At 62.0% G+C, this 21,982-nt stretch carries 29 protein-coding genes; 20 read left to right on the top strand and 9 right to left on the bottom strand.

Annotated elements, in window-relative coordinates; all coding sequences use genetic code 11:
• Positions 1–11 precede the first annotated feature (11 nt).
• Genes M0654_RS19720 through M0654_RS19710 form a run of 3 tightly spaced genes read left to right on the top strand, consistent with a single transcriptional unit; the run spans position 12 to position 2,331 of the window.
• Entirely contained in the window at positions 12–953 is a 942-nt protein-coding gene (locus tag M0654_RS19720; protein ID WP_248684532.1) for an alpha-E domain-containing protein, read from the top strand.
• A 10-nt stretch (positions 954–963) separates the two neighbouring features.
• Positions 964–1,806: a transglutaminase family protein gene (locus tag M0654_RS19715; protein ID WP_248684531.1), complete on the top strand. Its 843-nt coding sequence runs from the start codon at positions 964–966 to the stop codon at positions 1,804–1,806.
• Between the two features lie 45 nt (positions 1,807–1,851).
• Complete coding sequence (locus M0654_RS19710) at positions 1,852–2,331, top strand: hypothetical protein (protein WP_248684530.1); 480 nt, start codon at positions 1,852–1,854, stop codon at positions 2,329–2,331.
• Between the two features lies 1 nt (position 2,332).
• Here the strand turns inward: M0654_RS19710 and M0654_RS19705 are convergent, their stop codons facing one another.
• Entirely contained in the window at positions 2,333–2,587 is a 255-nt protein-coding gene (locus M0654_RS19705) for a DUF3329 domain-containing protein (protein WP_248684529.1), read from the bottom strand.
• A 269-nt stretch (positions 2,588–2,856) separates the two neighbouring features.
• On the opposite strand from M0654_RS19705, the gene M0654_RS19700 reads away from it, so the two are divergent.
• Positions 2,857–3,309, top strand: coding sequence for a hypothetical protein (locus M0654_RS19700; RefSeq protein WP_248684528.1), 453 nt, complete (start codon positions 2,857–2,859; stop codon positions 3,307–3,309).
• 74 nt (positions 3,310–3,383) lie between these two features.
• Entirely contained in the window at positions 3,384–3,662 is a 279-nt protein-coding gene (locus M0654_RS19695) for a hypothetical protein (protein ID WP_248684527.1), read from the top strand.
• Between the two features lie 58 nt (positions 3,663–3,720).
• On the opposite strand, the gene M0654_RS19690 is transcribed toward M0654_RS19695, so the two are convergent.
• Positions 3,721–3,933 carry a helix-hairpin-helix domain-containing protein gene (locus M0654_RS19690; RefSeq protein ID WP_118850243.1) on the bottom strand — a complete coding sequence of 71 codons (213 nt, stop codon included), beginning with the start codon at positions 3,931–3,933 and terminating at the stop codon, positions 3,721–3,723.
• 130 nt (positions 3,934–4,063) lie between these two features.
• Here M0654_RS19690 and M0654_RS19685 point away from each other — a divergent pair, with 130 nt between their 5' ends.
• Positions 4,064–5,794, top strand: a complete 1,731-nt coding sequence (locus M0654_RS19685) for a M14 family zinc carboxypeptidase (RefSeq protein ID WP_248684526.1) — start codon at positions 4,064–4,066, stop codon at positions 5,792–5,794.
• Here M0654_RS19685 and chrA read toward each other — a convergent pair.
• The gene (chrA, locus tag M0654_RS19680) at positions 5,791–7,020 is read right to left on the bottom strand and encodes a chromate efflux transporter (protein ID WP_282571700.1); all 1,230 of its coding nucleotides are present in this window, start codon (positions 7,018–7,020) and stop codon (positions 5,791–5,793) included. The two genes, M0654_RS19685 and chrA, sit on opposite strands and share 4 nt — an antisense overlap.
• Before the next feature lie 178 nt (positions 7,021–7,198).
• On the opposite strand from chrA, the gene M0654_RS19675 reads away from it, so the two are divergent.
• The 4 genes from M0654_RS19675 to M0654_RS19660 all read left to right on the top strand — a co-directional run bounded on the left by M0654_RS19675 (position 7,199) and on the right by M0654_RS19660 (position 9,217).
• On the top strand, positions 7,199–8,092 hold the full coding sequence (locus M0654_RS19675) for a glycoside hydrolase family 25 protein (protein ID WP_248684524.1): 894 nt from the start codon (positions 7,199–7,201) through the stop codon (positions 8,090–8,092).
• A gap of 78 nt (positions 8,093–8,170) precedes the next feature.
• A complete protein-coding gene (locus tag M0654_RS19670; protein ID WP_248684523.1) occupies positions 8,171–8,350 on the top strand; it encodes a hypothetical protein in 180 nt (59 codons plus the stop codon).
• 94 nt (positions 8,351–8,444) lie between these two features.
• A complete protein-coding gene (locus M0654_RS19665; RefSeq protein ID WP_248684522.1) occupies positions 8,445–8,834 on the top strand; it encodes a group II truncated hemoglobin in 390 nt (129 codons plus the stop codon).
• Between the two features lie 56 nt (positions 8,835–8,890).
• On the top strand, positions 8,891–9,217 hold the full coding sequence (locus tag M0654_RS19660) for a DUF423 domain-containing protein (RefSeq protein WP_118851597.1): 327 nt from the start codon (positions 8,891–8,893) through the stop codon (positions 9,215–9,217).
• Here the strand turns inward: M0654_RS19660 and M0654_RS19655 are convergent, their stop codons facing one another.
• Entirely contained in the window at positions 9,218–9,445 is a 228-nt protein-coding gene (locus M0654_RS19655; protein ID WP_248684521.1) for a hypothetical protein, read from the bottom strand. It abuts the gene before it with no gap.
• On the bottom strand, positions 9,426–9,833 hold the full coding sequence (locus M0654_RS19650) for a DUF2325 domain-containing protein (protein ID WP_248684520.1): 408 nt from the start codon (positions 9,831–9,833) through the stop codon (positions 9,426–9,428). Before M0654_RS19650 ends, M0654_RS19655 begins: the two co-directional genes overlap by 20 nt.
• A gap of 215 nt (positions 9,834–10,048) precedes the next feature.
• Here M0654_RS19650 and M0654_RS19645 point away from each other — a divergent pair, with 215 nt between their 5' ends.
• The 4 genes from M0654_RS19645 (at position 10,049) to M0654_RS19630 (ending at position 13,413) form a co-directional block, all read left to right on the top strand.
• Positions 10,049–11,422 carry an NAD(P)-dependent oxidoreductase gene (locus M0654_RS19645; RefSeq protein WP_248684519.1) on the top strand — a complete coding sequence of 458 codons (1,374 nt, stop codon included), beginning with the start codon at positions 10,049–10,051 and terminating at the stop codon, positions 11,420–11,422.
• Positions 11,423–11,433: 11 nt separating this feature from the next.
• The gene (gene preA, locus M0654_RS19640; protein ID WP_248684518.1) at positions 11,434–12,747 is read left to right on the top strand and encodes an NAD-dependent dihydropyrimidine dehydrogenase subunit PreA; all 1,314 of its coding nucleotides are present in this window, start codon (positions 11,434–11,436) and stop codon (positions 12,745–12,747) included.
• Positions 12,748–12,812: 65 nt separating this feature from the next.
• Positions 12,813–12,986, top strand: coding sequence for a type II toxin-antitoxin system RelE/ParE family toxin (locus tag M0654_RS22810; protein WP_282571699.1), 174 nt, complete (start codon positions 12,813–12,815; stop codon positions 12,984–12,986).
• Positions 12,987–13,101: 115 nt separating this feature from the next.
• Complete coding sequence (locus tag M0654_RS19630) at positions 13,102–13,413, top strand: HigA family addiction module antitoxin (protein ID WP_248684517.1); 312 nt, start codon at positions 13,102–13,104, stop codon at positions 13,411–13,413.
• Between the two features lie 10 nt (positions 13,414–13,423).
• Here the strand turns inward: M0654_RS19630 and M0654_RS19625 are convergent, their stop codons facing one another.
• Entirely contained in the window at positions 13,424–14,311 is an 888-nt protein-coding gene (locus M0654_RS19625) for a LysR substrate-binding domain-containing protein (RefSeq protein ID WP_248684516.1), read from the bottom strand.
• A gap of 110 nt (positions 14,312–14,421) precedes the next feature.
• Here M0654_RS19625 and M0654_RS19620 point away from each other — a divergent pair, with 110 nt between their 5' ends.
• Positions 14,422–15,459, top strand: coding sequence for a YeiH family protein (locus tag M0654_RS19620; protein WP_248684515.1), 1,038 nt, complete (start codon positions 14,422–14,424; stop codon positions 15,457–15,459).
• Between the two features lie 61 nt (positions 15,460–15,520).
• Here M0654_RS19620 and M0654_RS19615 read toward each other — a convergent pair whose 3' ends face one another.
• Complete coding sequence (locus M0654_RS19615; protein WP_118850255.1) at positions 15,521–15,715, bottom strand: DUF2735 domain-containing protein; 195 nt, start codon at positions 15,713–15,715, stop codon at positions 15,521–15,523.
• A gap of 411 nt (positions 15,716–16,126) precedes the next feature.
• Here M0654_RS19615 and M0654_RS19610 point away from each other — a divergent pair, with 411 nt between their 5' ends.
• Positions 16,127–17,167: a glutamine synthetase beta-grasp domain-containing protein gene (locus tag M0654_RS19610; RefSeq protein ID WP_118850256.1), complete on the top strand. Its 1,041-nt coding sequence runs from the start codon at positions 16,127–16,129 to the stop codon at positions 17,165–17,167.
• An 81-nt stretch (positions 17,168–17,248) separates the two neighbouring features.
• Here the strand turns inward: M0654_RS19610 and rutR are convergent, their stop codons facing one another.
• On the bottom strand, positions 17,249–17,896 hold the full coding sequence (gene rutR, locus M0654_RS19605; RefSeq protein WP_118850257.1) for an HTH-type transcriptional regulator RutR: 648 nt from the start codon (positions 17,894–17,896) through the stop codon (positions 17,249–17,251).
• A 257-nt stretch (positions 17,897–18,153) separates the two neighbouring features.
• Between rutR and M0654_RS19600 the strand changes: the two genes are divergently transcribed.
• Genes M0654_RS19600 through hydA form a run of 4 tightly spaced genes read left to right on the top strand, consistent with a single transcriptional unit; the run spans position 18,154 to position 21,480 of the window.
• Positions 18,154–19,404 (top strand): Zn-dependent hydrolase, encoded by a 1,251-nt coding sequence (locus M0654_RS19600; RefSeq protein ID WP_248684563.1) that lies wholly within the window; start codon positions 18,154–18,156, stop codon positions 19,402–19,404.
• 35 nt (positions 19,405–19,439) lie between these two features.
• Positions 19,440–19,652, top strand: coding sequence for an antitoxin MazE-like protein (locus M0654_RS19595; protein ID WP_248684514.1), 213 nt, complete (start codon positions 19,440–19,442; stop codon positions 19,650–19,652).
• A 17-nt stretch (positions 19,653–19,669) separates the two neighbouring features.
• Complete coding sequence (locus tag M0654_RS19590; protein WP_248684513.1) at positions 19,670–20,029, top strand: type II toxin-antitoxin system PemK/MazF family toxin; 360 nt, start codon at positions 19,670–19,672, stop codon at positions 20,027–20,029.
• Positions 20,026–21,480, top strand: a complete 1,455-nt coding sequence (hydA, locus tag M0654_RS19585; protein WP_248684512.1) for a dihydropyrimidinase — start codon at positions 20,026–20,028, stop codon at positions 21,478–21,480. The genes M0654_RS19590 and hydA overlap by 4 nt, the downstream gene beginning before the upstream one ends.
• A 24-nt stretch (positions 21,481–21,504) precedes the next feature.
• Here the strand turns inward: hydA and M0654_RS19580 are convergent, their stop codons facing one another.
• Positions 21,505–21,918, bottom strand: a complete 414-nt coding sequence (locus tag M0654_RS19580; RefSeq protein ID WP_248684511.1) for a cupin domain-containing protein — start codon at positions 21,916–21,918, stop codon at positions 21,505–21,507.
• Positions 21,919–21,982: the final 64 nt, after the last annotated feature.

The following is a 21,982-nucleotide window of genomic DNA, read 5'->3' as shown; positions in this document are numbered from 1 at the left end:
GGGGACGTAGAATGCTCGGAAGAACTGCAAACGGCCTCTACTGGATGTTCCGCTATATCGAGCGGGCCGAAAATATCGCCCGCCTGGTGGACGCGGGCCTGCGGGTTTCGCTGACGCGCGCCGGCTCCTCCGACGAGGACTGGCATGGCGTGCTCGAAAGTGCCGGCGTGCGCGAGGCCTATGCCAAGGTGCATCCGCAACTGACGGCGGCAGACGCGATCGACTACCTGCTGCGCGACACCACCAACCCCTCGAGCGTGATGTCCTGCATCGAATGGGGCCGCAACAATGCGCGCATGGTGCGCACCGCACTCACCCGCGAGACCTGGGAAGCCACCAACGAAGCCTGGATCGACCTCAAGGCACGGCTGGCGAACCGCCTGAAGGCGGCCGACCTGCCGGAACTGATCGACGTCATCAAACATCGCTGTGGACTGATCCGCGGCGCCTTCCACGGCTCCATGCTGCGCAACGACCTCTACAACTTCTCGCGGATCGGCACCTTCATCGAGCGTGCCGACAACACCAGCCGCATCCTGGACGTCAAGTATTATGTGCTGCTGCCATCGGTGAGCCAGGTCGGCTCGGCACTCGACAACATGCAGTGGGAACAGATCCTGCGCTCCGTTTCGGCGCACCGCTCCTATGGCTGGGTTTATGACGGCGACCTGCAATCGGCCAATATCGCCGACTTCCTGATCCTGAAGATCCAGATGCCGCGTTCGCTCGCCTATTGTTACGAGAAGATCGTCAGCAATCTCGACTACCTGGCCGACACCTATGGCGAACGGTTGAGGGCGCATGAGACAGCGGCGGCGATCCGCTCCTCACTGAAGCGCGGCTCGATTGCCGAGATCATGGACATCGGCCTCCACGAATTCCTCGAAGACTTCGTGACGCGCAACAACCAGCTCAGCGCCGAGATCACCACCGGCTACCGCTTCTACGAGTAGGATGATGCCGATGCGGCTGAAGATTTCCCATACGACCGAATATCTATATGACGCGCCGGTGCCTTATTCCCTGCAGCGGCTGCGGCTGACACCCTTGAGCGGCCCGACGCAGAAGGTGCTGAACTGGGCGGTTTCCGTCGATGGCGCCAAGGTGGAAGCAGGCTACGGCGACCAATACGGCAACCCTGTCGAACTTGTTTCGATCGAAGGCGCCGAACATACGATCCGGATCACCGCTTTCGGCGAGGTCGAGACGGAAGATCGCGCTGGCGTTTTCGGGCCGCACCAGGGGTTCTGCCCGCTCTGGCTTTTCCTGCGCGAAACGCCGCTCACCGCGCCCGGCCCGCTGGTCGAGGCATTGGCGAAGAGCGTCCACGGCGACAGCGAGCTTGCCCAGATGCATGCGCTGATGGAGGCGATCCACGACGGCGTCGCCTACACCCCCGGCACGACCACGACCGAAACGACGGCGGAAGAGGCACTGGCGGCGAAATCCGGCGTCTGCCAGGACCATGCGCACATCTTCATCGCGGCAGCGAGGGTGCTGGGCATCCCGGCACGCTATGTTTCCGGTTACCTGATGATGGAGGACCGGGAGGACCAGGTCGCCACGCATGCCTGGGCGGAGGTGCATCTGCCGGGCCTGGGCTGGGTGGGTTTTGATGCAGCCAACAAGATCTGCCCGGACGACCGTTACGTGCGGATCGCGTCGGGCCTCTGCTACCGAGATTGCGCCCCGGTTTCCGGATTGCGGATTGGCCGCGCGGAGGAAGACTTGAAGGTGTCGCTGACGGTCGCCGCGACACAGACGCAGTCGCAGAGCCAGAACGGGCAAAGCCAGAGCCAGGGGTAACTCAGTCAAGCTCGGCGCCACCTCGGCATGGTTATGTGGTACCATGTGAGCGAGGTGACCATGCTGTTTGGCCAGTCGATCTTCCAGTCCGTGCTGACGCGACTGGACCAGGAAAGCGCAAGCGACGAGGCGGAAGACACCGGCGTGGAGTTCCGGATCAGGAGCCTCGGCATGGGCTTTGTCGCGGCAACGGTCGAGACCGATGAAGCGCCGGCCACAAGAACCGACGCCTACTTCGCCTTCGAGCCAGACCCGGAGATCGCGGAACTTGAAGTGGAGCCGGAACCTGAAGCGCCGCCGCCTGTCCCTGCGCATCTCCTGCGCTTGAGTGAAAGGGAAATCGCCGAGGATCTGCGATTGAGCGATGCGGACACGGAAACAAGTCTGGGCGAAAAGCGCCGACAGTTCGCCAAGGCAAACCATCCTGATCGCGTGGCCCCGGAATATCGCGAGATGGCAACAATCCGCATGACGACCGCAAACCTGCTGATCGACCGGGCGATCAAGAACAGCTTCTGGCGCTAGACTAGTCTTCCTGCGTGTCGAGCGGACGCTGCGGCGGTGGATCCCGCTTTTCGATGAAGAGCTTGTAGGTCGCATAGGCGCCGATGGCGCCGACGATGACGGCCCAGAATGCCTCGCCTGCCACCAGTTCGAAGATCACCCAGACAAGGCATACCGCCGGAATGAGCAAGCGGCGCCACAGCGGTCGATAAAACGGGTGGTCTGGATCGATCATCGGCTCTTGTCCTGCGGTTTCATGCGGCGTGCCAAGCAGCATATCCCCATCCACCGGCAAAATAGCAAGAGGCGCCAAACGCACCGGTTAATCTCGGGCGGCGTTGGAACAATCGCGGCGGCTGCGGCTTTGCCCCCGGAAACGGAGGAAACGATGTCCAGCGAATGGCCAATGTTCATCATGCAGGCGGCAGTTCTTTTTCTGATGGCAGGCTGCCTGTTCATCAAGGCCTGAGGCGACACCCCAACAGGTGAGCGGAACGCAATGGCCGCCAGGTCGTTGGTTAGGCAGCCAGCTTGATGAGGTTTTTCATGTCGAACGCTACCCAAGACAACAGTCGCAACGCCGCCAACAATGGTGTGAGCCCGAACCGCTTCGGCGCCTCGCTGGAAAGCAAGGCGCAGATCGAGGATGCCGCCATCCTTGCCTCTGGCAGTGAGGAAGGCGAGTTGCTGAACGTCTACCGGCTCGTGCCGGTGGCGCCGCCGAATGATGCGCGCTGGGAAAAGGCGCCGTCGATGGGCGAAGTTGTGGTAGCCGCACGCACGGCGGGCGACGCGCGCATTGTCGCCGCAGGCCGTGAACTCGACTTCCTCGATATCGACGCACTGCCCGGCGAGGACATGACGACGGCCCATGCCAGCGCATTCCGCGACGAGAAGGCCTACACCGTGATCGAGATCGAGCACGGCCGGCCAGGACTGCAGCGCGGCGTTCTCGAAGGCATGGTGCGGGTCGATACAATCAAGCCCAGCCAGCTCTGACCCACAAGTCGTCACAGACGGATGAAGCGGAACCTTGCCGATGCGCAGGGTTCGGCCATCAAAGGAGTTTCAATATGAACTACAAGATTTCCGCCGCCTTGCTTCTCGGCCTCGTGTTCGCTTCACCAAGCGTCGCCCAGCAGGGCGGGACTTTCACGCCTGACACGACCACCTCGCAGGGCACCAACTCCGGCGGCCCGGTGGGGAGCCAGGCGGTGGATCGGCCAAAGACGGCAACCCCGAACGACGTCGGCAAGCGCGGCAATGATTGCGAGCAGATGCCCGGCACTGTTTCGGCGCAGCGTCCGGCGACTGCCGGCCAGCAGACACCGCAGCCACAAGCCAAGTGCTGATACACAGGGGGCGGCACCCGGATGGCGCCGCCCTCGCTTTTATCTTGACGTTTCGCCTCTAATGCATCTGCTGGTCAGGCGCCAAAGCCGTTCGAATGATTTGCAGCGAGCGCGTGCCCACCCCCGGCAGGTCCAACACTTCCTTGTCGCTCATCTGCTGCAGCCGGCTCAGCCGCTTCACGCCACTCTCGCGTAGCGCCTTGATCAACCAACCGGGAAGATTGCTCCGGATCACAAGATCGCTACGCTTGGTGGGCTGTCGGCTGTGCATGTCGGCTCCCGCATCTCTCTGGATGGGCCGAACTAGGTTTTGTGCCGCCGGTTCCTCGAAAAAATGAAAGCTTTTCCCAGCCCGCCGCCTATAGTCACCGGGATACCCTCAGCCTGGGCAGACGTATTTCATGACGATCCTTTTTCAACATGAGCTCGAGCGCACCCTGGACGCGCTTGTTTCCCGGTTTTCCTCCAGCAATTCGAAGCGGATCGAAGCGTGGACCTTCGACGACGAGCCGAGCCGCCGGCGGGCGGAAGCGCGTTTGCGTGATCTTGGCGTGAACGCCAAAATCCGCAGTGCCTACAAGCCGCTGCTGCACTTCTTCCTGGAAGAGGTCGACTGGACCGCGCTTGAGGCCGCGCATGTAATCTACCCCGTTCACTCGGCGGCACCCGCAAATCGTTTCCTGCTCGAGGCATACCCGCTTTCAGCACTGGCGAAGGACCTCGCAGTAACCTTCGAGGCAAGTACAGGAGACGCGCTGTCCTACGAGGTGAACTTGACCTTCAAGGATGGCGCGACGGCAATTCACAAGGTCTTCGCACCCAATCACCTCCATCAGGACATGATCGGCGAGACCTCGCTGTCGCCCACCGGTTGGCTCGCAGTCGACGGGGATGCCGGGTCACAACTGGAGACGGACTACGAGATCCTGTTCCATTCGGCGATGAAGGCGATCGCGGCGCGTGACTGGGGAGTGGTCGAGCCGTATTTCGAGGAGTTGTCCATCACGGTCACGCTGCCGATCGAAGATCGTGCGCTGCCTTATGGAGACGAAGTGATCAGCCTGCGCGAGGGCCTGCACGAAGATTTCTATTTCTCGCTGCTGGAGTTCTTCCAGAAACATTCCGGCAAGCCCGTCGGCGACCGGACCTTGAGGCCCGGCCAGATCGTGCCGGACATCCGCTACGGCGAGAAGCCAAGCGTGCGCGTCGAAATGCGGCCGCTTTCGAGCGGTGAACTTGAAGCCGAGCACCAGCCCCTGGACACCGCGGTCGCGCCGCTGCCGACGAGCCAGATCAAGGCCGAACTTCAAGAGATCGGCGGCCATGCCTTCACCGCCGCGACGCGGGCCGGCCGCAGCGTCAACGCGCGCTACCGCAGGGGCACGGATCGGCCGGTCATCATCAGCGGCGGCCAGCACGCCAATGAAACGACGGGCGTGGTTGGCGCCTTGCGTGCCGCCCGGCAACTGGCGACGATGCCCAACGCGCATTTCGTCATCTCGCCGCTCGAGAACCCGGACGGCTACCAGATCCACTGGAGGCTGCGCGAAAACAATCCGCGCCACATGCACCATGCTGCACGCTACACGGCCCATGGTGATGACCTCGAATATCGCTCGGCAGGAGACCCCGGTGAAAAGGCCATCCGCCACGAGGCCGAGCGGCTGACAGGCGCCTGGCTGCACGTCAACCTGCATGGTTATCCGTCACACGAGTGGACGCGGCCGCTTTCCGGCTACATCCCGCGCGGCTTTGCGATGTGGACGATCCCGCGGGGTTTCTTCCTGATCATGCGCCACCATGCAGCCTGGGCAAAACAGGCCGAGCAGGTGCTGGACCATGTGACGCGCCGCCTGATGCAGAACACGACGGTGGTGGAGATGAACCGCCAGCAGAAGGAACTGTTCGAGCTCTACGCCGGCGATCCCGGCTTCCGGATGATCAACGGTTTCCCCTGCCTCGTCTCGGTGGTCGAGCACCAGACCGTGCCGCTGACGATGATAACCGAATATCCGGACGAGACCATTTACGGCGAGGCCTTCATCGACGGACATACGGCGCAGATGCAGACCGTGCTGGCGGCCTATGACGCGGCGCAGATGATCCCGGAGCCCGAAATACTGGTCGCCTAGAGCAGGCCCATGATGGTGCCGGCGATGGCGGTGAGCAAAACGACGCTCCATGGCGGCGCCTTCCAGACCGTGAGCAGCACGAAGCCGGTGGCGGCGATGGCAAAATCGTAGGCATCGAGGACGGCGCCCGTCCAGACCGGGCTGTAAAGCGCAGCCGCCAGGATGCCGACCACGGCGGCATTGGCGCCGCGCATACCCGCTTGCGCCAGCGGCCGACGCCGCAACGCATTCCAGAAAGGCAGCGCGCCGACCAGCAGCAGGAAGCCGGGCAGGAAGATCGCAACGAGCCCTATGGCAGCGCCCAGGAAACCATTGGGCTCCGGCTCCATCACCGTTCCCAGATAAGCGGCAAAGGTGAAAAGCGGCCCGGGGATCGCCTGCGCCGCACCGTAACCGGCGAGAAATGCGCCTTCGCTCACCCAGCCCTGCGCCACCGTTTCCGCCTGCAGCAGAGGCAGGACGACATGCCCGCCACCGAACACAAGCGAGCCGGATCGATAGAAAGCATCGATCAGCAGGAGCGTCTGCCACCCGGTGACAGCCGACACGATCGGCAGGAGCACGAGCAGCCCGAAAAACAAGACGAGGCAGAGAGCGCCGGTCCTGCGGCTGACCTGGAAGGCAAGATGCCCGGTCGCAACGGAGGCTCCGTTGCGGCAGAGGAGGAGTCCGGCAAGGCAACCCATGGCAATCGCTGCGATCTGGCCGAAGGCCCCACCGAGAAACACGACCACGAGAATGGCCGCAACCGCGATGCTCGCTCTTGGCCTATCGGGCGCCAGGCTGCGTGCCATGCCCCAGACGGCTTGCGCGACAACGGCCGCGGCAACCAGTTTCAGGCCATGCAGGAGGCCGGCACCTGCCGGACCATCAAAGGCTGCGGCAGCACTGGCGAAGGCAACGAGGAGGAAAGCCGAAGGCAGCGTGAAAGCCGTCCAGGCAGCAAGCGCACCGAGCGGGCCCGCGCGCAGCAGGCCAAGCGCGAAGCCGACCTTGCTGGAGGCCGGTCCCGGCAGGAACTGGCAGAGCGCCACGAGATCGGCGTAACCCGCCTCGTCCACCCACTTTCGACGCACCACGAGTTCATCGCGGAAGTATCCGAGATGGGCGATCGGCCCGCCAAACGAGGTGAGACCAAGCTTGAGGAACGCTCCCAACACCTCGCGAGCCGTGCCGGCCGGACGATGTGCGGCCTTCTCGGGCACTGACGTTTCCGATGCAGTCAAGGGTACCCCTCGTGTCTGGCGGTGACGAACAACCCGGCAGCTATCACCTGCCCTCATGACATCTACATGAAAGACTTGTCGCTTCCACACGAGAAGTTGACGAATGCAAACTTCCATCGGTGGATAACCACCTGGCGGAGTTAACCACCGGTTAACCATCGCGCTTCACCATTCGCTAATGGACAGGGCAAAGCTTCAGAAACTGGGGATGATCGCCGCGCTTGTCGCCAGCCTCATCGGTTCGGGTGACGCGGAAGCGGGCAAGCGCAAGCCCTGGAAGGACCCCGGCAAGCCCCTCGTCATCGACGCCTACGAACTCAACATCATCGACTGGCAGAAGCTACTTACCGACAAGCGCATCGCCGGTTTCATCCACAAAGCATCCGATGGGCTGCCGGAAAGCTTTAGCTGCACCGGTGACCACGGCGGCGACACCGTGGCGCACTGCAAGACCATGTGGCGCAAATATGCGGTCAGCAAGGAGCTCTACCAGACACGCCGGCTCGTTGCCCGCGCGGCCGGCCTGCTCTGGGGCGCCTACCACCTGGCGCGGCCGGGCAACCCGATCGACCAGGCGAACCATTTCCTCGATTATGCCGAACCCGATGACAAAGAGCTGATGGTGCTCGATCTCGAGGATCTCAGCGACAAGTTCATGTCTCTGGAGGATGCGGAGATCTTCGTGCGCCATATCAAGGCGCGGACCGGCCGTTACCCGATCCTCTACACCAACCACAATGTTTCCCGCTATATCGCCGCACGGCGCAAGGACTACCGGCTGCTGTCGCGCCTGCCGATCTGGTACGCACGCTACAAACCCGATATCTCCACCGCCTTCCCGGCCGGCAACTGGTCGAACTATTTCCTCTGGCAGTTTTCTTCTGCCAGCAACTGCTCCAAGCGGCACTGCCCTTATCGGGTGCCCGGCACGCTGACCGATATCGACGTCAATGTCGCAGCCGTCGACCTGGAGGACTTGAAACAGATATGGGCCAAGGGCGAACTCCTGCCATCCGTCGATCCGGAACCGTCACTGGTAGCCGAGGCCTTCCTGCCCTACGAGCCGTTCTGAGGCCCCTCGCCCGGCGTGGAACCCGTCCATCAGGCGAAGCGTTGCACCAGCAAGAAACGAAAGATGCTGGAGGCTAGGATGTCTGAAGACAAGCGGGCGCAGGATGCGGTCGAAAACGTGGAGAAGCCGACCAAGGAAGGGAAATATCCAAAGGCTGGCCCGCACGCGAAGCCAGAGCTGACGGATAACGAAAAGACGCCCGGCACCGGCGCGCTACCGAACAGCACCGATACCGAAGCGGATGCCGGATCGGAGTGACGCTGCCCCCTACCCTGCCTGATGCGACGCCGTGACGCTTGTTCTCGAAGCCCTGGCGTCTTAACTAGCCCGCCAAGAGATCCGGAGATCCTCCATGGCGGGCGAAACCATCACACTCTACGAAGCGATCGGCGGCGACGCGACGATCCGCGCCCTCGTGAAGCGCTTCTACCATCTGATGGACACGCTGCCGGAAGCGGCGCGCTGCCGCGCCATTCATCCTGCAAGCCTCGAAGGCAGCGAGGCCAAGCTCTACGACTACCTGACGGGTTATCTTGGCGGACCGCCGGTTTATGTCGAGAAATACGGCCACCCGCGCCTGCGCTCGCGTCACTTCGGCGCCGGGATCGGCCCGCTGGAGCGCGACGAATGGATCCTGTGTTTCCGTCGCGCCATGGAAGAGACCATCGAGAACCCGAAGCTGCGCGAAATCATCTGGCCGCCGATCGAGCGGCTGGCCTTCCATATGCAGAACAAGGAATAGACGCGGTGGAAAGACTGGATCGCCTGCGCCCCCTGATCCTTTTCGTCAGCGGCCTGATGGGCGCCTGCGGCGTCGCACTCGCTGCCGCGGCAAGCCATGGCGGCGATACGTTGTTTCTCGGCTCGGCCTCCACGATGTGCCTGGCGCATGCGCCGGTGCTGCTGGCGCTTTTCCTCGGTTACCGGCAGTTTCGTACGGCAACGCTTGCGGGACTGGTCCTTGGTCTCGGCACCGTTCTGTTTGCCGGTGACCTCGTCTCACGCCACTATCTCGGCAGCCGCCTGTTTCCGATGGCGGCGCCGGCCGGTGGCACATTGATGATGCTCGGTTGGCTGCTGGTGGCGCTCGGCGCCTTCTTCAGACGTGCCGATCTTCCGAAGTAATCAGCGACGGCGGAACGCCAGCACGCGCCCTGGTTCATCCTGGGATACTGCCGCTTCTGCAGCAAGCCGCGGCCGTACGGGCATCGCAATTACATTCGTCATGTCAGCCGGCGCATCCCGCCCTTCGGCCAGCAGCGCATGAAGCTCCGGCATCAGGCCATCGCCCTTGTGTTGGGCAAGCGCGTGCAGGCCGAGCAACAGGCTGCCGTCACGACGTTCTTCGTTCATCATTCCGTTCCTTGATCGTCTGGAGTGCACGCTCCAGGCTGGACTTCGAGCCATTGCGCAGCGGCACGAAGGCGACCCCGAACTTCTTGCAGCCGGTCTTCACCCGCAGGCACGCATCGTGGCTGATACAGTCGATGGGGCAGAACACGCAGTCGACGGATGGAAGCACCGTATCGATGCGCGACACCGCTTCCCGCAAACCGCCATCATGGTGGATGAGTTCCGCGCCGTGCTTGCTGGCGATCTCGCGCAGATGCGCTACCTGGCAATCGCGACCGCCGACGTAAAGGAAGCTGCGCAGGTCGATCGCGCCTGCATCCTTGCGGGCATTGGCCTTGGCCGCATCCTCATTGACGTTGCCGTTCTTCCGCTTCTGTTTCTTCGCCATGGCGCTCCCCGTCTGGCAGAATCTCCTCGGGGCGGACCCCTTCGACGGCGGCACCATATTTAACATGATTATCCCAGTAAAGATTAAAGTTGACGCACGCGCTCATGTTTGCTTGAGGCTTCTGGCGGTAAAAATTTTACCGTTTGATAAATTTTTGGCCTGTGGTAGCCTTTTCCCAATAGTTGTCCATGAATCCATAAAAGAGGGAACATAAGATGGAACGACTGGGAAGCGGCCATCTGGCCGGGATTGCTGCTGGGCGTCTTCCGGATGCTCAGTACGAGGTAAACTTCGCAGACCTTCACCCGCGCCTCGACAAACACGAGGCGCTTGTTGCCGCCGACCGCTGTTATTTCTGCTATGACGCGCCGTGCATGACGGCCTGTCCCACCGCCATCGATATCCCGCTGTTCATCAGGCAGATATCGACGGGCAACCCGCTCGGCTCCGCCAAGACCATCTTCGACCAGAACATTCTTGGCGGCATGTGCGCCCGGGTCTGTCCCGCCGAAACGCTGTGCGAGCAGGCCTGTGTGCGCAACACGGCTGAAGACCGGCCGGTCGAGATCGGCAAGCTGCAGCGCTATGCAACCGACATTGCCATGGAAGCCGACCGGCAATTCTATTCGCGTGCCAACCCGACCGGCAAGACGGTTGCAGTGGTGGGCGCAGGTCCGGCAGGGCTCGCCGCCGCGCACCGCCTTGCCATGCATGGCCACGAAGTAACGATCCTCGAGGCGCGGGAGAAATCCGGCGGCCTCAATGAATATGGCATCGCCACCTATAAGGCCGTCGATGACTTTGCCCAGCGCGAGGTGGATTACGTCACCGCGATCGGTGGCATCACCATCCAGCACGGCCAGGCCCTCGGCCGCGAGCTTACACTGGCGGATCTCACAGCGCGCTTCGACGCCGTTTTCCTCGGCATGGGCCTGCAGGGTGTCAACGGTCTCGGCATCGAAGGCGAAGACCTGACGGGCGTTGAGGATGCGGTTGATTTCATCGCAGCCCTTCGCCAGGCCAAGGATAAGAGCGTGCTGCCGATCGGCCGGCGCGTGGTTGTTCTCGGCGGCGGCATGACGGCAATCGATGCCGCGATCCAGGCAAAGCTCCTCGGTGCGGAGGAAGTGACGATCTGCTATCGCCGCGGCAAGGAAAACATGAACGCGTCCGGTTACGAGCAGGATCTGGCTGCCGCCAATGGCGTCATCATCCGCCACTGGCTTGCGCCGAAAAAGATCATCGGCAAGGACGGCGCGGTCGCCGGCATCGAGGTCGAATATACCGCAATGACTGACGGCAGGCTCGCCGGGACCGGCGAGACCGGCATCCTTGCCGCCGACCAGATCTTCAAGGCGATCGGCCAGAGTTTCTCGGCGTCGGGCCTTGGCGCGCTGCAGTTCGAAAAGGGCAAGATCGTCGTGGATGGCGAGGGGCGCACCTCGATGAATGGTGTCTGGGCTGGCGGCGACTGTGTCGACGTTGGCGAAGACCTCACCGTCTCTGCCGTGGCGCAGGGACGTGATGCCGCAGAATCCATCAACCGTGTTCTGGCCGCTCAAACGCAGCCAGCTTTTGCTGTCGCCTGAGGACCTCGATCATGGCTGATATCCGCAACAACTTCATCGGCATCAAGTCTCCGAACCCGTTCTGGCTCGCTTCCGCGCCGCCAACCGACAAGGCCTATAACGTCGAGCGCGCCTTCAAGGCGGGCTGGGGTGGCGTGGTCTGGAAAACGCTGGGCGAGGAAGGCCCGCCGGTCGTCAACGTCAATGGCCCGCGCTATGGCGCAATCTGGGGCGCCGACCGCCGGCTGCTCGGCCTCAACAATATCGAGCTGATCACCGACCGCGACCTCTACACCAACCTCACTGAAATGAAGCAGGTGAAGAAGAACTGGCCGGATCGCGCCGTGATCGCCTCGATCATGGTGCCCTGCGAGGAGAGCGCCTGGAAATCGATACTGCCGCTGGTGGAAGCGACCGAAGTCGACGGCATCGAACTGAACTTCGGCTGTCCGCACGGCATGTCGGAGCGCGGCATGGGTTCGGCTGTCGGACAGGTGCCGGAATATATCGAGATGGTGGTACGCTGGTGCAAGCAGTACACCCGCATGCCGGTGATCACCAAGCTCACGCCCAACATCACCGATATCCGCTATCCGGCACGGGCCGCAAAACGCGGCGGCACGGACGCGGTGTCGCTGATCAACACCATCTCCTCGATCGTCTCGGTCGACCTCGATAATTTCGCCCCGATGCCGACAGTGGGCGGCAAGGGCTCGCATGGCGGTTATTGTGGTCCGGCCGTGAAGCCGATCGCGCTCAACATGGTGGCCGAGGTCGCCCGTGATGCGGAAACCCATGGGCTGCCGATCTCCGGCATCGGCGGCGTCACCACTTGGCGCGACGCAGCTGAATTCCTGGCGCTCGGCGCCGGAAACGTGCAAGTCTGCACCGCGGCCATGACCTATGGCTTCAAGATCGTGCAGGAGATGATCACCGGCCTGAGCGACTGGATGGACGCCAAGGGCCACCGGACGCTGGACGACATCATCTCGCGCGCGGTGCCAAACGTCACCGACTGGCAGTATCTCAACCTCAACTATGTCGCCAAGGCGCATATCGACCAGGATCTCTGTATCAAGTGCGGGCGCTGCCACATCGCCTGCGAGGACACCTCGCACCAGGCGATCACCAACTTTGTCGATGGCGTGCGTCATTTCGAGGTGATGGAAGAGGAATGCGTCGGCTGCAATCTCTGCGTCAACGTCTGCCCCGTCGAGAACTGCATCACGATGGAGCCACTTGCTGCAGGCAGCCTCGACAAGCGCACCGGCCGGATTGTTGACCCAACCTATGCGAACTGGACGACGCACCCGAACAACCCGATGGCCCGCCAGGCCGCGGAGTAGAGGACGGAAGCAACAGGTGTAAAGGATGACTTTACACCTGTTGCCGCGCATTCTACATTCTCTCCATGAGGATCAGGAATGTCCTGCACAAGGGACTTCGCCGCTTCATTCTGGATGATGACACATCCGGCTTGCAGCCGGCAGTGGTCCCGAAGCTGCGCCGGATGATCTCCTTCCTGCAGGACATGCAAAAAGAAGACGAGTTGCGGCATGTGCCGAGCTGGAAGGCACATAGCTAACCGGCGACAGGAAGGACACCTGGAGCCTGTTCGTGACGAAGAACTGGCGGCTGACCTTCCGTATTGATGCGAACGAAATCGAGATCCTCGATCTAGACTATGAGGATTATCACTGATGACCGAGGCCAACGATATCCGATTAAAGCGTCCCGCGCATCCGGGAGATTTTCTGAAGCACGAGGTGCTCGAGGATCTCGAATTGTCCGTTGCTGAAGCGGCGCGCGTGCTCGGCGTCACCCGCCCTGCCCTCTCCGCGCTACTCAACGCGCGCTCATCGCTATCTCCTCAGATGGCATTGAGGTTCGAAAAAGCGTTCGGCCTTTCGATGGAGACGTTGATGCGCATGCAAAACAGCTACGACATTGCCGAAGCACGAAGACACGAAGACGCGATCGACGTGAAGCCCTACCGGGCCCGCACCGCTTAAAGCGTTCCGCTCACCCTGCCTTGCCGGTAAGAAGATCCAGCATCGCGCGGAGGGCACGGGTTACATGCCGTTCTGCATGGTGAAGGACCCAGAATTGACGCGCCGGCATCGGGAAATCGGCGATGTGCAGGTTGCCGGCGTGTGAGTGCGACGCGGCGGCGCGGCTCGACAAGACCGTTGCTGCTGTCCCGGCCTCGACGGCGGCGATTGCTGCTTCGTTCGACGGCAGTTCGAGCACGACCGACAGCGACTCCGGTTCGAGCCCCAGGCTCCTCAGATGCGCCTCGAAGGCGGAGCGCGTCCCCGAACCCTCCTCGCGCATGATCCAGTTGGTCTCCAGAAGCTCGTTCGGCGTCAGCCGTCGCCCGTCCGCCCAGGCGTGACGCTTGCCCACCACGAGGACGAGGTGATCCTCCGCAACCCGGATGCGCTGAAGACCCGCCAGGGCCACCGTACCCTCCACCACCGCGAGTTCGGCGGCACCGGAAAGCACCGCCTGCGCAGCGCTCTGCGTATTTCCGACCGTCAGGCGCAGGTCCACCCGTGGATAAAGCTCGTGGTAGCTGACCAGCCGCGACGGGAGCCAATAGCTTGCAACCGTTTGGCTGGCATGAACCCGCAAGACGCCAGATGCGGCACCGGCAAGATCGGCGAGCAGATGTTCGGCTGAACGTGCCCTCTCAAGCACCGCGCGCGCCTCCGGGACAAACAGCCGCCCCGCCTCCGTCAGCTCGATGCGACGGCCCACCCGGTTGAACAGGATCACCGCGTGCCGCGCCTCCAGCGCCGAGATCGCGCCACTCACCGCAGACTGCGTCAGGTGCAGTGCTTCAGCGGCCCGCGTGACGTGTTCGCGCTCCGCGACTTCAAGAAAAATCCGCAGTTGATCCAGTGTCATCGGTGATCGTTCGGCTACATCGATTGGAATGACAACATCAATCAATTGGAACTGTCATTCAAGAGAAAGGAGAATGGTGTTCGACAAATGACGGAATCTGAAGAAAAAACATGAAGCCTGCCGCCTCTGTGACAGAACAACAAACCAGCTTCGGGTCTCGCCAGCTTTCGCTCCCGCCGGTCCTTCCCGGCATCCTGCTGACGGCAGCCATTGCGCTTGCCGCGCTGACGATCCGCAGCCTGACAGGGCTCGCGGCGCTCAGCCCGCTGATCGTCTCCATCATCCTCGGCATGGCGGTACGCAACCTTGTTTCGCTGCCGACGGCGGTGGATGCCGGCATCACCTTTTCTCTGAAGCGCATCCTGCGCGTCGGCATCGTGCTGCTCGGCCTGCAGGTCACCGCCATGCAGATCCTGTCGCTCGGGGGCGCTGGACTGGTGATGGTGGCGCTGACGCTGGTCTCCACATTTGTCGCCATCCGCATCGTCGGCCGCCTGATGGGTGTCGATCGGTCTCTGACCGACCTGATCGCCGCCGGCACCTCGGTCTGCGGCGCGTCAGCGATCATTGCCGCCAATACGGTGGTTCGTGGCCGGGAGGAGCATGTAGCCTATGCCGTCGCCTGCGTAACGCTGTTCGGCTCTCTTGCGATGCTCACCTACCCTCTGCTCGCTGCACCACTCGGGCTCGATGCGCGCGGCTACGGCCTGTGGTCCGGCGTCACCATCCATGAGGTCGCACAGGTGGTGGCCGCGTCCTTCCAGGGTGGTGAAGTTTCCGGTCAGTTTGGCACGATTTCGAAGCTCGCCCGCGTGGTGATGCTGGCACCGCTGATCATGACGCTGGCGCTTGCCAGGCGTTCCGGCTCAGGTGAAGGCGCCAGGGCGTCGGCGCCAATGCCGTGGTTCGTGTTCGGCTTCATCGGGATGATGCTGCTCAACAGCGCGATCACCATCCCAGCCGACGTGACGGCCAAGATCGTCGTGCTGACGAACTTCCTCCTTGCCATGGCGCTCGCCGCCATGGGTCTTCAGGCCAATATCGGGAAGTTGCGGGCGGAAGGCTGGCGGCCACTGGCGCTCGGCGCCTTCGGCTGGCTTTTCATCGCCACGTTTGGCTTGGTGATGCTGAAGCTCTTTGGCTTCTAGGAGACAAGACGCATCCGGACGCGCGCCAGCCCAGCCGGCGCCGCGCGATCGCTAAAGGCGATCAGCAGGGTTTTGGACGTTCCGACTTCGAAGTGTCGGCCTGCACGGCCTCTTCGTGATACCAGCATCCGATATCGACGATCGCAGGCGCGGCCTCGTAAAGGGCCGGCGCCGTCATTCCGTTTTCCAGCCGGCGGCGCGGCCGCAGCGGAAAACTCAAGATCTTGGCTGTTTCACGATGGATGTGGGTGGTCATCCTATCGGCTCCTCACCGTCAAAATGCTTTTTGCGTTACCAGATCAGCGCGAATGCACATTTTTTGTGCTGATTGCACTATTTTACATCATTTACGAAGGAAAACCAGAAACAAATTTCGGCCCGTTTGCCGAAATCGCTTCAGCTTTGCCTATTTTCGGAACGTGCTGGTGAAGATTGAGTTCCGGCACCCGCCTGATTAGCCGCAGAAAGGCGAATGATTCCGCAGCGCGCTTGCAATCGAGCGGTGGGTCCGGCTGAAACTTCCGCACTTGATTGGGCGAATTGTCGAGGCGTTTTCGAATCTGGCACGGGATATGCAAGGTGTGTGTCATGCCGGGGATGGCGCGCTTGAAAAAGCGTGATGTTGCCCGGGATGCTCAACCATGACACACGGCGTGAGAGACCAAACATGACCAAGTATAAGCTCGAGTACATCTGGCTCGATGGCTACACCCCAGTTCCGAACCTGCGCGGCAAGACCCAGATCAAGGAATTCGACAGCTTCCCGACGCTTGAGCAGCTTCCACTGTGGGGCTTTGACGGCTCGTCCACGATGCAGGCCGAAGGCCGCTCTTCCGACTGCGTCTTGAAGCCGGTCGCCGTTTATCCTGACCCGGCCCGCACCAACGGCGTTCTCGTCATGTGCGAAGTCATGATGCCGGATGGCGTCACCCCGCATCCGTCGAACGCACGCGCCACCATCCTCGACGACGAAGATGCATGGTTCGGCTTCGAGCAGGAATACTTCTTCTACGAAAACGGGCGCCCGCTCGGCTTCCCGGAAACCGGCTACCCGGCTCCACAGGGTCCGTACTACACCGGCGTTGGCTACAAGAACGTCGGTTCGGTTGCCCGCGAAATCGTTGAAGAGCACCTCGACCTTTGCCTGGCTGCCGGCATCAACCACGAAGGCATCAATGCCGAAGTGGCCAAGGGCCAGTGGGAATTCCAGATTTTCGGCAAGGGCTCCAAGAAGGCCGCCGACCAGATCTGGATGGCGCGCTACCTGCTTCTCCGCCTCTGCGAAAAGTATGGCATCGACATCGAGTTCCACTGCAAGCCGCTTGGCGACACCGACTGGAACGGTTCGGGCATGCACTGCAACTTCTCCACCAAGTTCATGCGCGAAGTGGGCGGCAAGGAATATTTCGAGGCGCTGATGGCGCAGTTCGAAAAGAACCTGCTGGACCACATCAACGTTTACGGCCCGGACAACCACCTGCGCCTGACCGGCAAGCACGAAACGGCACCTTGGGACAAGTTCTCCTACGGTGTTGCTGACCGTGGCGCTTCGATCCGCGTACCGCATTCCTTCGTGAAGAACGGTTACAAGGGTTACCTGGAAGACCGCCGCCCGAACTCGCAGGGCTGCCCTTACCAGATCGCTTCCCAGGTCCTGAAGACCATCTCGGAAGTGCCTACCGAAGGCTACGCTTCGGCTGCTGCCTAAATCTTGATCCTCCCAAGGATTGGAAACGCCGGCTCCGTGCCGGCGTTTTCGTTCGTGGCGTTCGATGAAGACCCGCCGTCTCTAGCTGGTGGCAGTCACCCGCAGACCATCCATGAATAGCTTTTCGAGGAAACGCGCGGCATCTTCGAAACGACCCTCGCCTGACAGGTTATGGCCAAGCACCGCGCGCACCTGCACGTCAAAGTCGGCGTAATGCTGCGTCGTCGACCAGATCGAGAAGATCAGATGGTAGGGATCGCATTTGGCGATCTTTCCGGCGCGCGCCCAGGTGCGGATCACTTCCGCCTTCTCGTCGACGAGGTCCTTGAGCGGGCCCTTCAACTCATCCTCGATATGCGGCGCGCCCTGCAGGATCTCGTTGGCAAACAGCCGGCTTTCGCGCGGGAAATCGCGCGCCATCTCTAGCTTCCGGCGAATATAGGAGCGGATCTCGGCTTCCGGGTTTCCCTCCGCATTGAAGGCCCGCAACGGCTCCAGCCAGGTATCGAGAACGCGGTCGATGAGCTGCCGGTGGATCGCCTCCTTGGTGCGGAAATAATAAAGGAGATTGGGCTTCGACATGCCGGCCGCCTCTGCGATCTGGTCGATGGTCGTGCCGCGGAAGCCGCTGACTGAAAACACGTCGAGCGCGGCTTCAAGGATTCGTTCCTCCTTCTCCTCCTGGATGCGCGTTCGTCTCTGGGTTTTCGCCGCACGCGGGATGGCCATGCTTTTCTTACGCCCCCTTCCCGCCCGTCACCCCAAGAAGTTCGGCCGCCAGATTTTCCTCTGGGATTTTCCCGAAATAGAGCTTGAGTGAAGCCGCGGAAATTGTAATGTTTTACCAATCGGTCAAATTATCGGCGACAAGCATAACAAACGCAACGCCGAAACTTCAGGTGTCGAAACGCGGCACCGAGGCGACCACGGGAACAGCAGAAGACCGCTTTCTTTGGCGGGTATAACAGGTGAGGACAGATCACATGGTGGCAGCACCAGGCGAGAACTTGCGCGTCAATGGCGACCGTCTCTGGGACATGCTGATGGAGATGGCCAAGATTGGCCCCGGGGTCGCCGGCGGCAACAATCGCCAGACCCTGACCGACGCCGACAGCGAAGGCCGCAAGCTGTTCCAGACCTGGTGCGAAGTCGAAGGCATGACGATCGGCGTCGACAAGATGGGCACGATGTTTGCCACCCGCGCCGGCACCGACCCGGAAGCGCTTCCCGTCTACATCGGCAGCCATCTCGACACCCAGCCGACCGGCGGCAAGTTCGATGGCGTGCTCGGCGTGCTCGGTGGCCTCGAAGTGGTTCGCAGCATGAACGACCTCGGCATCAAGACCAAGCATCCGATCGTCGTGACAAACTGGACGAACGAGGAAGGCGCGCGATTTGCGCCCGCCATGCTGGCCTCGGGTGTTTTTGCGGGCGTCCATTCCATCGACTACGCCTACGCCCGCAAGGATCCGGAAGGAAAGACGTTCGGCGACGAGTTGCAGCGGATCGGCTGGGTGGGCGACGAGGAGGTCGGCGCCCGCAAGATGCACGCTTATTTCGAGTACCATATCGAGCAGGGGCCGATCCTGGAGGCCGAAAACAAGCAGATCGGCGTGGTCACGCACTGCCAGGGCTTATGGTGGCTCGAATTCACCCTCACCGGCCGCGAGGCCCATACCGGCTCCACGCCGATGAACATGCGCGTCAATGCCGGGCTTGCCATGGCCCGCATTCTGGAAATGGTGCAGGAAGTGGCAATGTCCGAACAGCCGGGCGCCGTTGGTGGCGTGGGCCAGATGTTCTTCACTCCGAACTCCCGCAACGTGCTGCCCGGCAAGGTTGTCTTCACCGTCGATATCCGCACCCCGAGCCAGGAAAAGCTGGACCGCATGCGCGCCGCGATCGAAAAACGTGCGGCAGAAATCTGCGAGGGCCTGGGGGTCGGCTGTTCGGTCGAGGCGGTCGGGCATTTCGACCCGGTGACCTTCGACCCGACCCTGGTCGGTCGTGTCCGCGGTGCTGCCGAACGGCTCGGCTACAGCCACATGGACGTGATCTCCGGTGCCGGCCACGACGCCTGCTGGGCTGCCAAGGTGGCACCGGCGACGATGATCATGTGCCCCTGCGTCGGCGGCCTCAGCCACAACGAGGCCGAGGACATTTCCAGGGAATGGGCCTCTGCCGGCTGCGACGTGCTTTTCCATGCGGTTCTGGAGACCGCGGAGATTGTGGAGTAGGCTTCAACCGCATCTTTCGCACGAAGGAGACTCGCATGGGACGCCCAAGGGAACTCACCGCGCAAGAGCGAGCGGACCTGATCCGGCAAGGATATCGTCCGGTGGAGATTTGGGTGCCGGATCTTTCCAACGAGGCCTACCGCAAGGAAGCTGCGCGGCAGGTGCGGGCAGCAGTCGAGGCGGATCGCCAGGCCGGCATCGAAGAACTCGTTGATGAGAACGCGGCACAGGATTGGGACAAACCGTGAAGCTCAGGCGGGGTGACATGGTCACGGCAGCGTTTCAAGGCGACCTGGGGAAACCGAGGCCGGCCGTCATTCTGCAAGCCGATGAATGCATCGAAGATCACGTCACTCTTCTCTTGTGCCCGTTTTCAACCTTCCTCACGGACGCGGCCATTTTTCGACCAACGGTCGTTCCCTCACCGGAAAACGGCTTGCAGGCGACGTCCCAGATCATGGTCGACAAGATGACCCATCTGCGGAAGCCCGCAATAGGCCGTGTCATCGGCCGCTTGAACGATGACGAGATGCAGCGACTGGAGGCTGCCGTCATCGCCATTACCGGTTTGCGCCAGTCGGTGCTGCCGATCGCAGGACTGCAACATCTAGGGGAACAACAATGACCACAGTCATCAAGGGTGGAACCATCGTCACGGCCGACCTGACCTACAAGGCGGATGTGAAGATCGACGGCGGCAAGATCATCGAGATCGGGCCGAACCTGTCCGGCGACACCACCCTGGACGCGGCAGGCTGTTACATCATGCCGGGCGGCATCGACCCGCATGTGCATCTCGAAATGCCGTTCATGGGCACCTATTCCGCCGATGATTTCGAAAGCGGCACGCGGGCGGCGCTGGCCGGCGGCACGACGATGGTCGTGGATTTCTGCCTGCCGGACCCGGGCCAGTCGCTGCTTGATGCGCTGAAGCGCTGGGACAACAAGGCGACCCGCGCCAATTGTGACTATTCCTTCCACATGTCGGTCACCTGGTGGGGCGAGCAGGTGTTCAACGAGATGAAGGCGGTGGTCGCGCATCACGGCATCAACACCTTCAAGCACTTCATGGCCTACAAGGGCGCGCTGATGGTGAACGACGACGAGATGTTCGCCTCCTTCCAGCGTTGCGCGGAACTCGGCGCCCTGCCGCTCGTCCATGCCGAGAACGGCGATGTCGTTGCCGCCATGCAGCAGAAGCTCATGGACGAAGGCAATGACGGGCCGGAAGGCCACGCCTATTCCCGCCCGCCGTCGGTCGAAGGCGAGGCTACCAACCGCGCCATCATCATTGCCGACATGGCGGGCGTGCCGCTTTATGTCGTCCACACATCCTGTGAGCAGTCGCACGAAGCAATCCGGCGCGCGCGCCAGAACGGCATGCGCGTTTATGGCGAGCCGCTGATCCAGCACCTGACGCTCGATGAAAGCGAATACTTCAACAAGGATTGGGACCACTCCGCCCGCCGGGTGATGTCGCCGCCCTTCCGCAACAAGCAGCATCAGGATTCCCTCTGGGCAGGCCTCGCATCCGGTTCGCTGCAGGTGGTGGCGACCGACCACTGCGCCTTCACGACAGACCAGAAGCGCACCGGGCTTGGCGACTTCCGCAAGATTCCGAACGGCACAGGCGGGTTGGAAGACCGCATGCCGATGCTATGGACCTATGGGGTGGCGACCGGGCGCATCACCATGAACGAGTTTGTCGCCGTGACCTCCACCAACATCGCCAAGATCCTCAACATCTATCCGCGCAAGGGTGCGATCCTTGTCGGCGCCGATGCTGACCTCGTGGTCTGGGATCCGAAGCGCTCCAAGACGATCAGCGCCAAGAGCCAGCAGTCGTCAATTGACTACAATGTCTTTGAAGGCAAGGAAGTGACCGGCCTGCCGCGCTACACGCTGACGCGCGGCGTGGTGGCGGTCGAGGAAAGCTTGATGAAGACACAGGAAGGCCACGGCCAGTTCGTCAAGCGCGAGCCCTTCCAGGCGGTCAACAAGGCGCTTTCCACCTGGAAGGAGCTGACGGCGCCGCGCAAGGTGGAGCGGACGGGCATCCCCGCTTCGGGCGTGTGAGCGGTGGAAGAGCCGATGGCGCAGCTATTCGCTCACCAGGCTTTCCAGTTCCGGCAGCAGGACGACGCTTTCCTGCTCGTTGGGATCGGTGCGGGCGATGACTGCGGTACACGGCTCTGTCCCGAGGTTGAGCGGCAGATGCGGCATGCCGGCCGGGATATAGAACATGTCGCCGGCCCGCGTGACGACACGGTGCTGCAGCCGGTCGCCATAATAGGTCACCGCCTCGCCGGCCATGATGTAGATCGCCGTTTCGTGCGCGGCATGCATATGCGCCTTCGCCCGGCCGGCCGGCGGGATCGTCACAAGCATCATGGCGATGCCGGTGGCGCCGCTGCTCTGGGCGGAAATGCCCTCGACATAAGAAAAGCCCTGCTTTCCGGCATAGCCCCCGCTCGGCCGGATCAGCTTGCAATCAAGGTCTGGAATGGATGACATTGCACGACCTCCTAGAAAAACAGGACATCAAGTCCGGGGAACATGATCAGGTAAACTGGGTCAC

The organism is Neorhizobium turbinariae (assembly GCF_023223505.1).
GTDB lineage: Bacteria > Pseudomonadota > Alphaproteobacteria > Rhizobiales > Rhizobiaceae > Neorhizobium > Neorhizobium turbinariae.
This window is presented reverse-complemented; position numbering and strand designations above follow the sequence as displayed.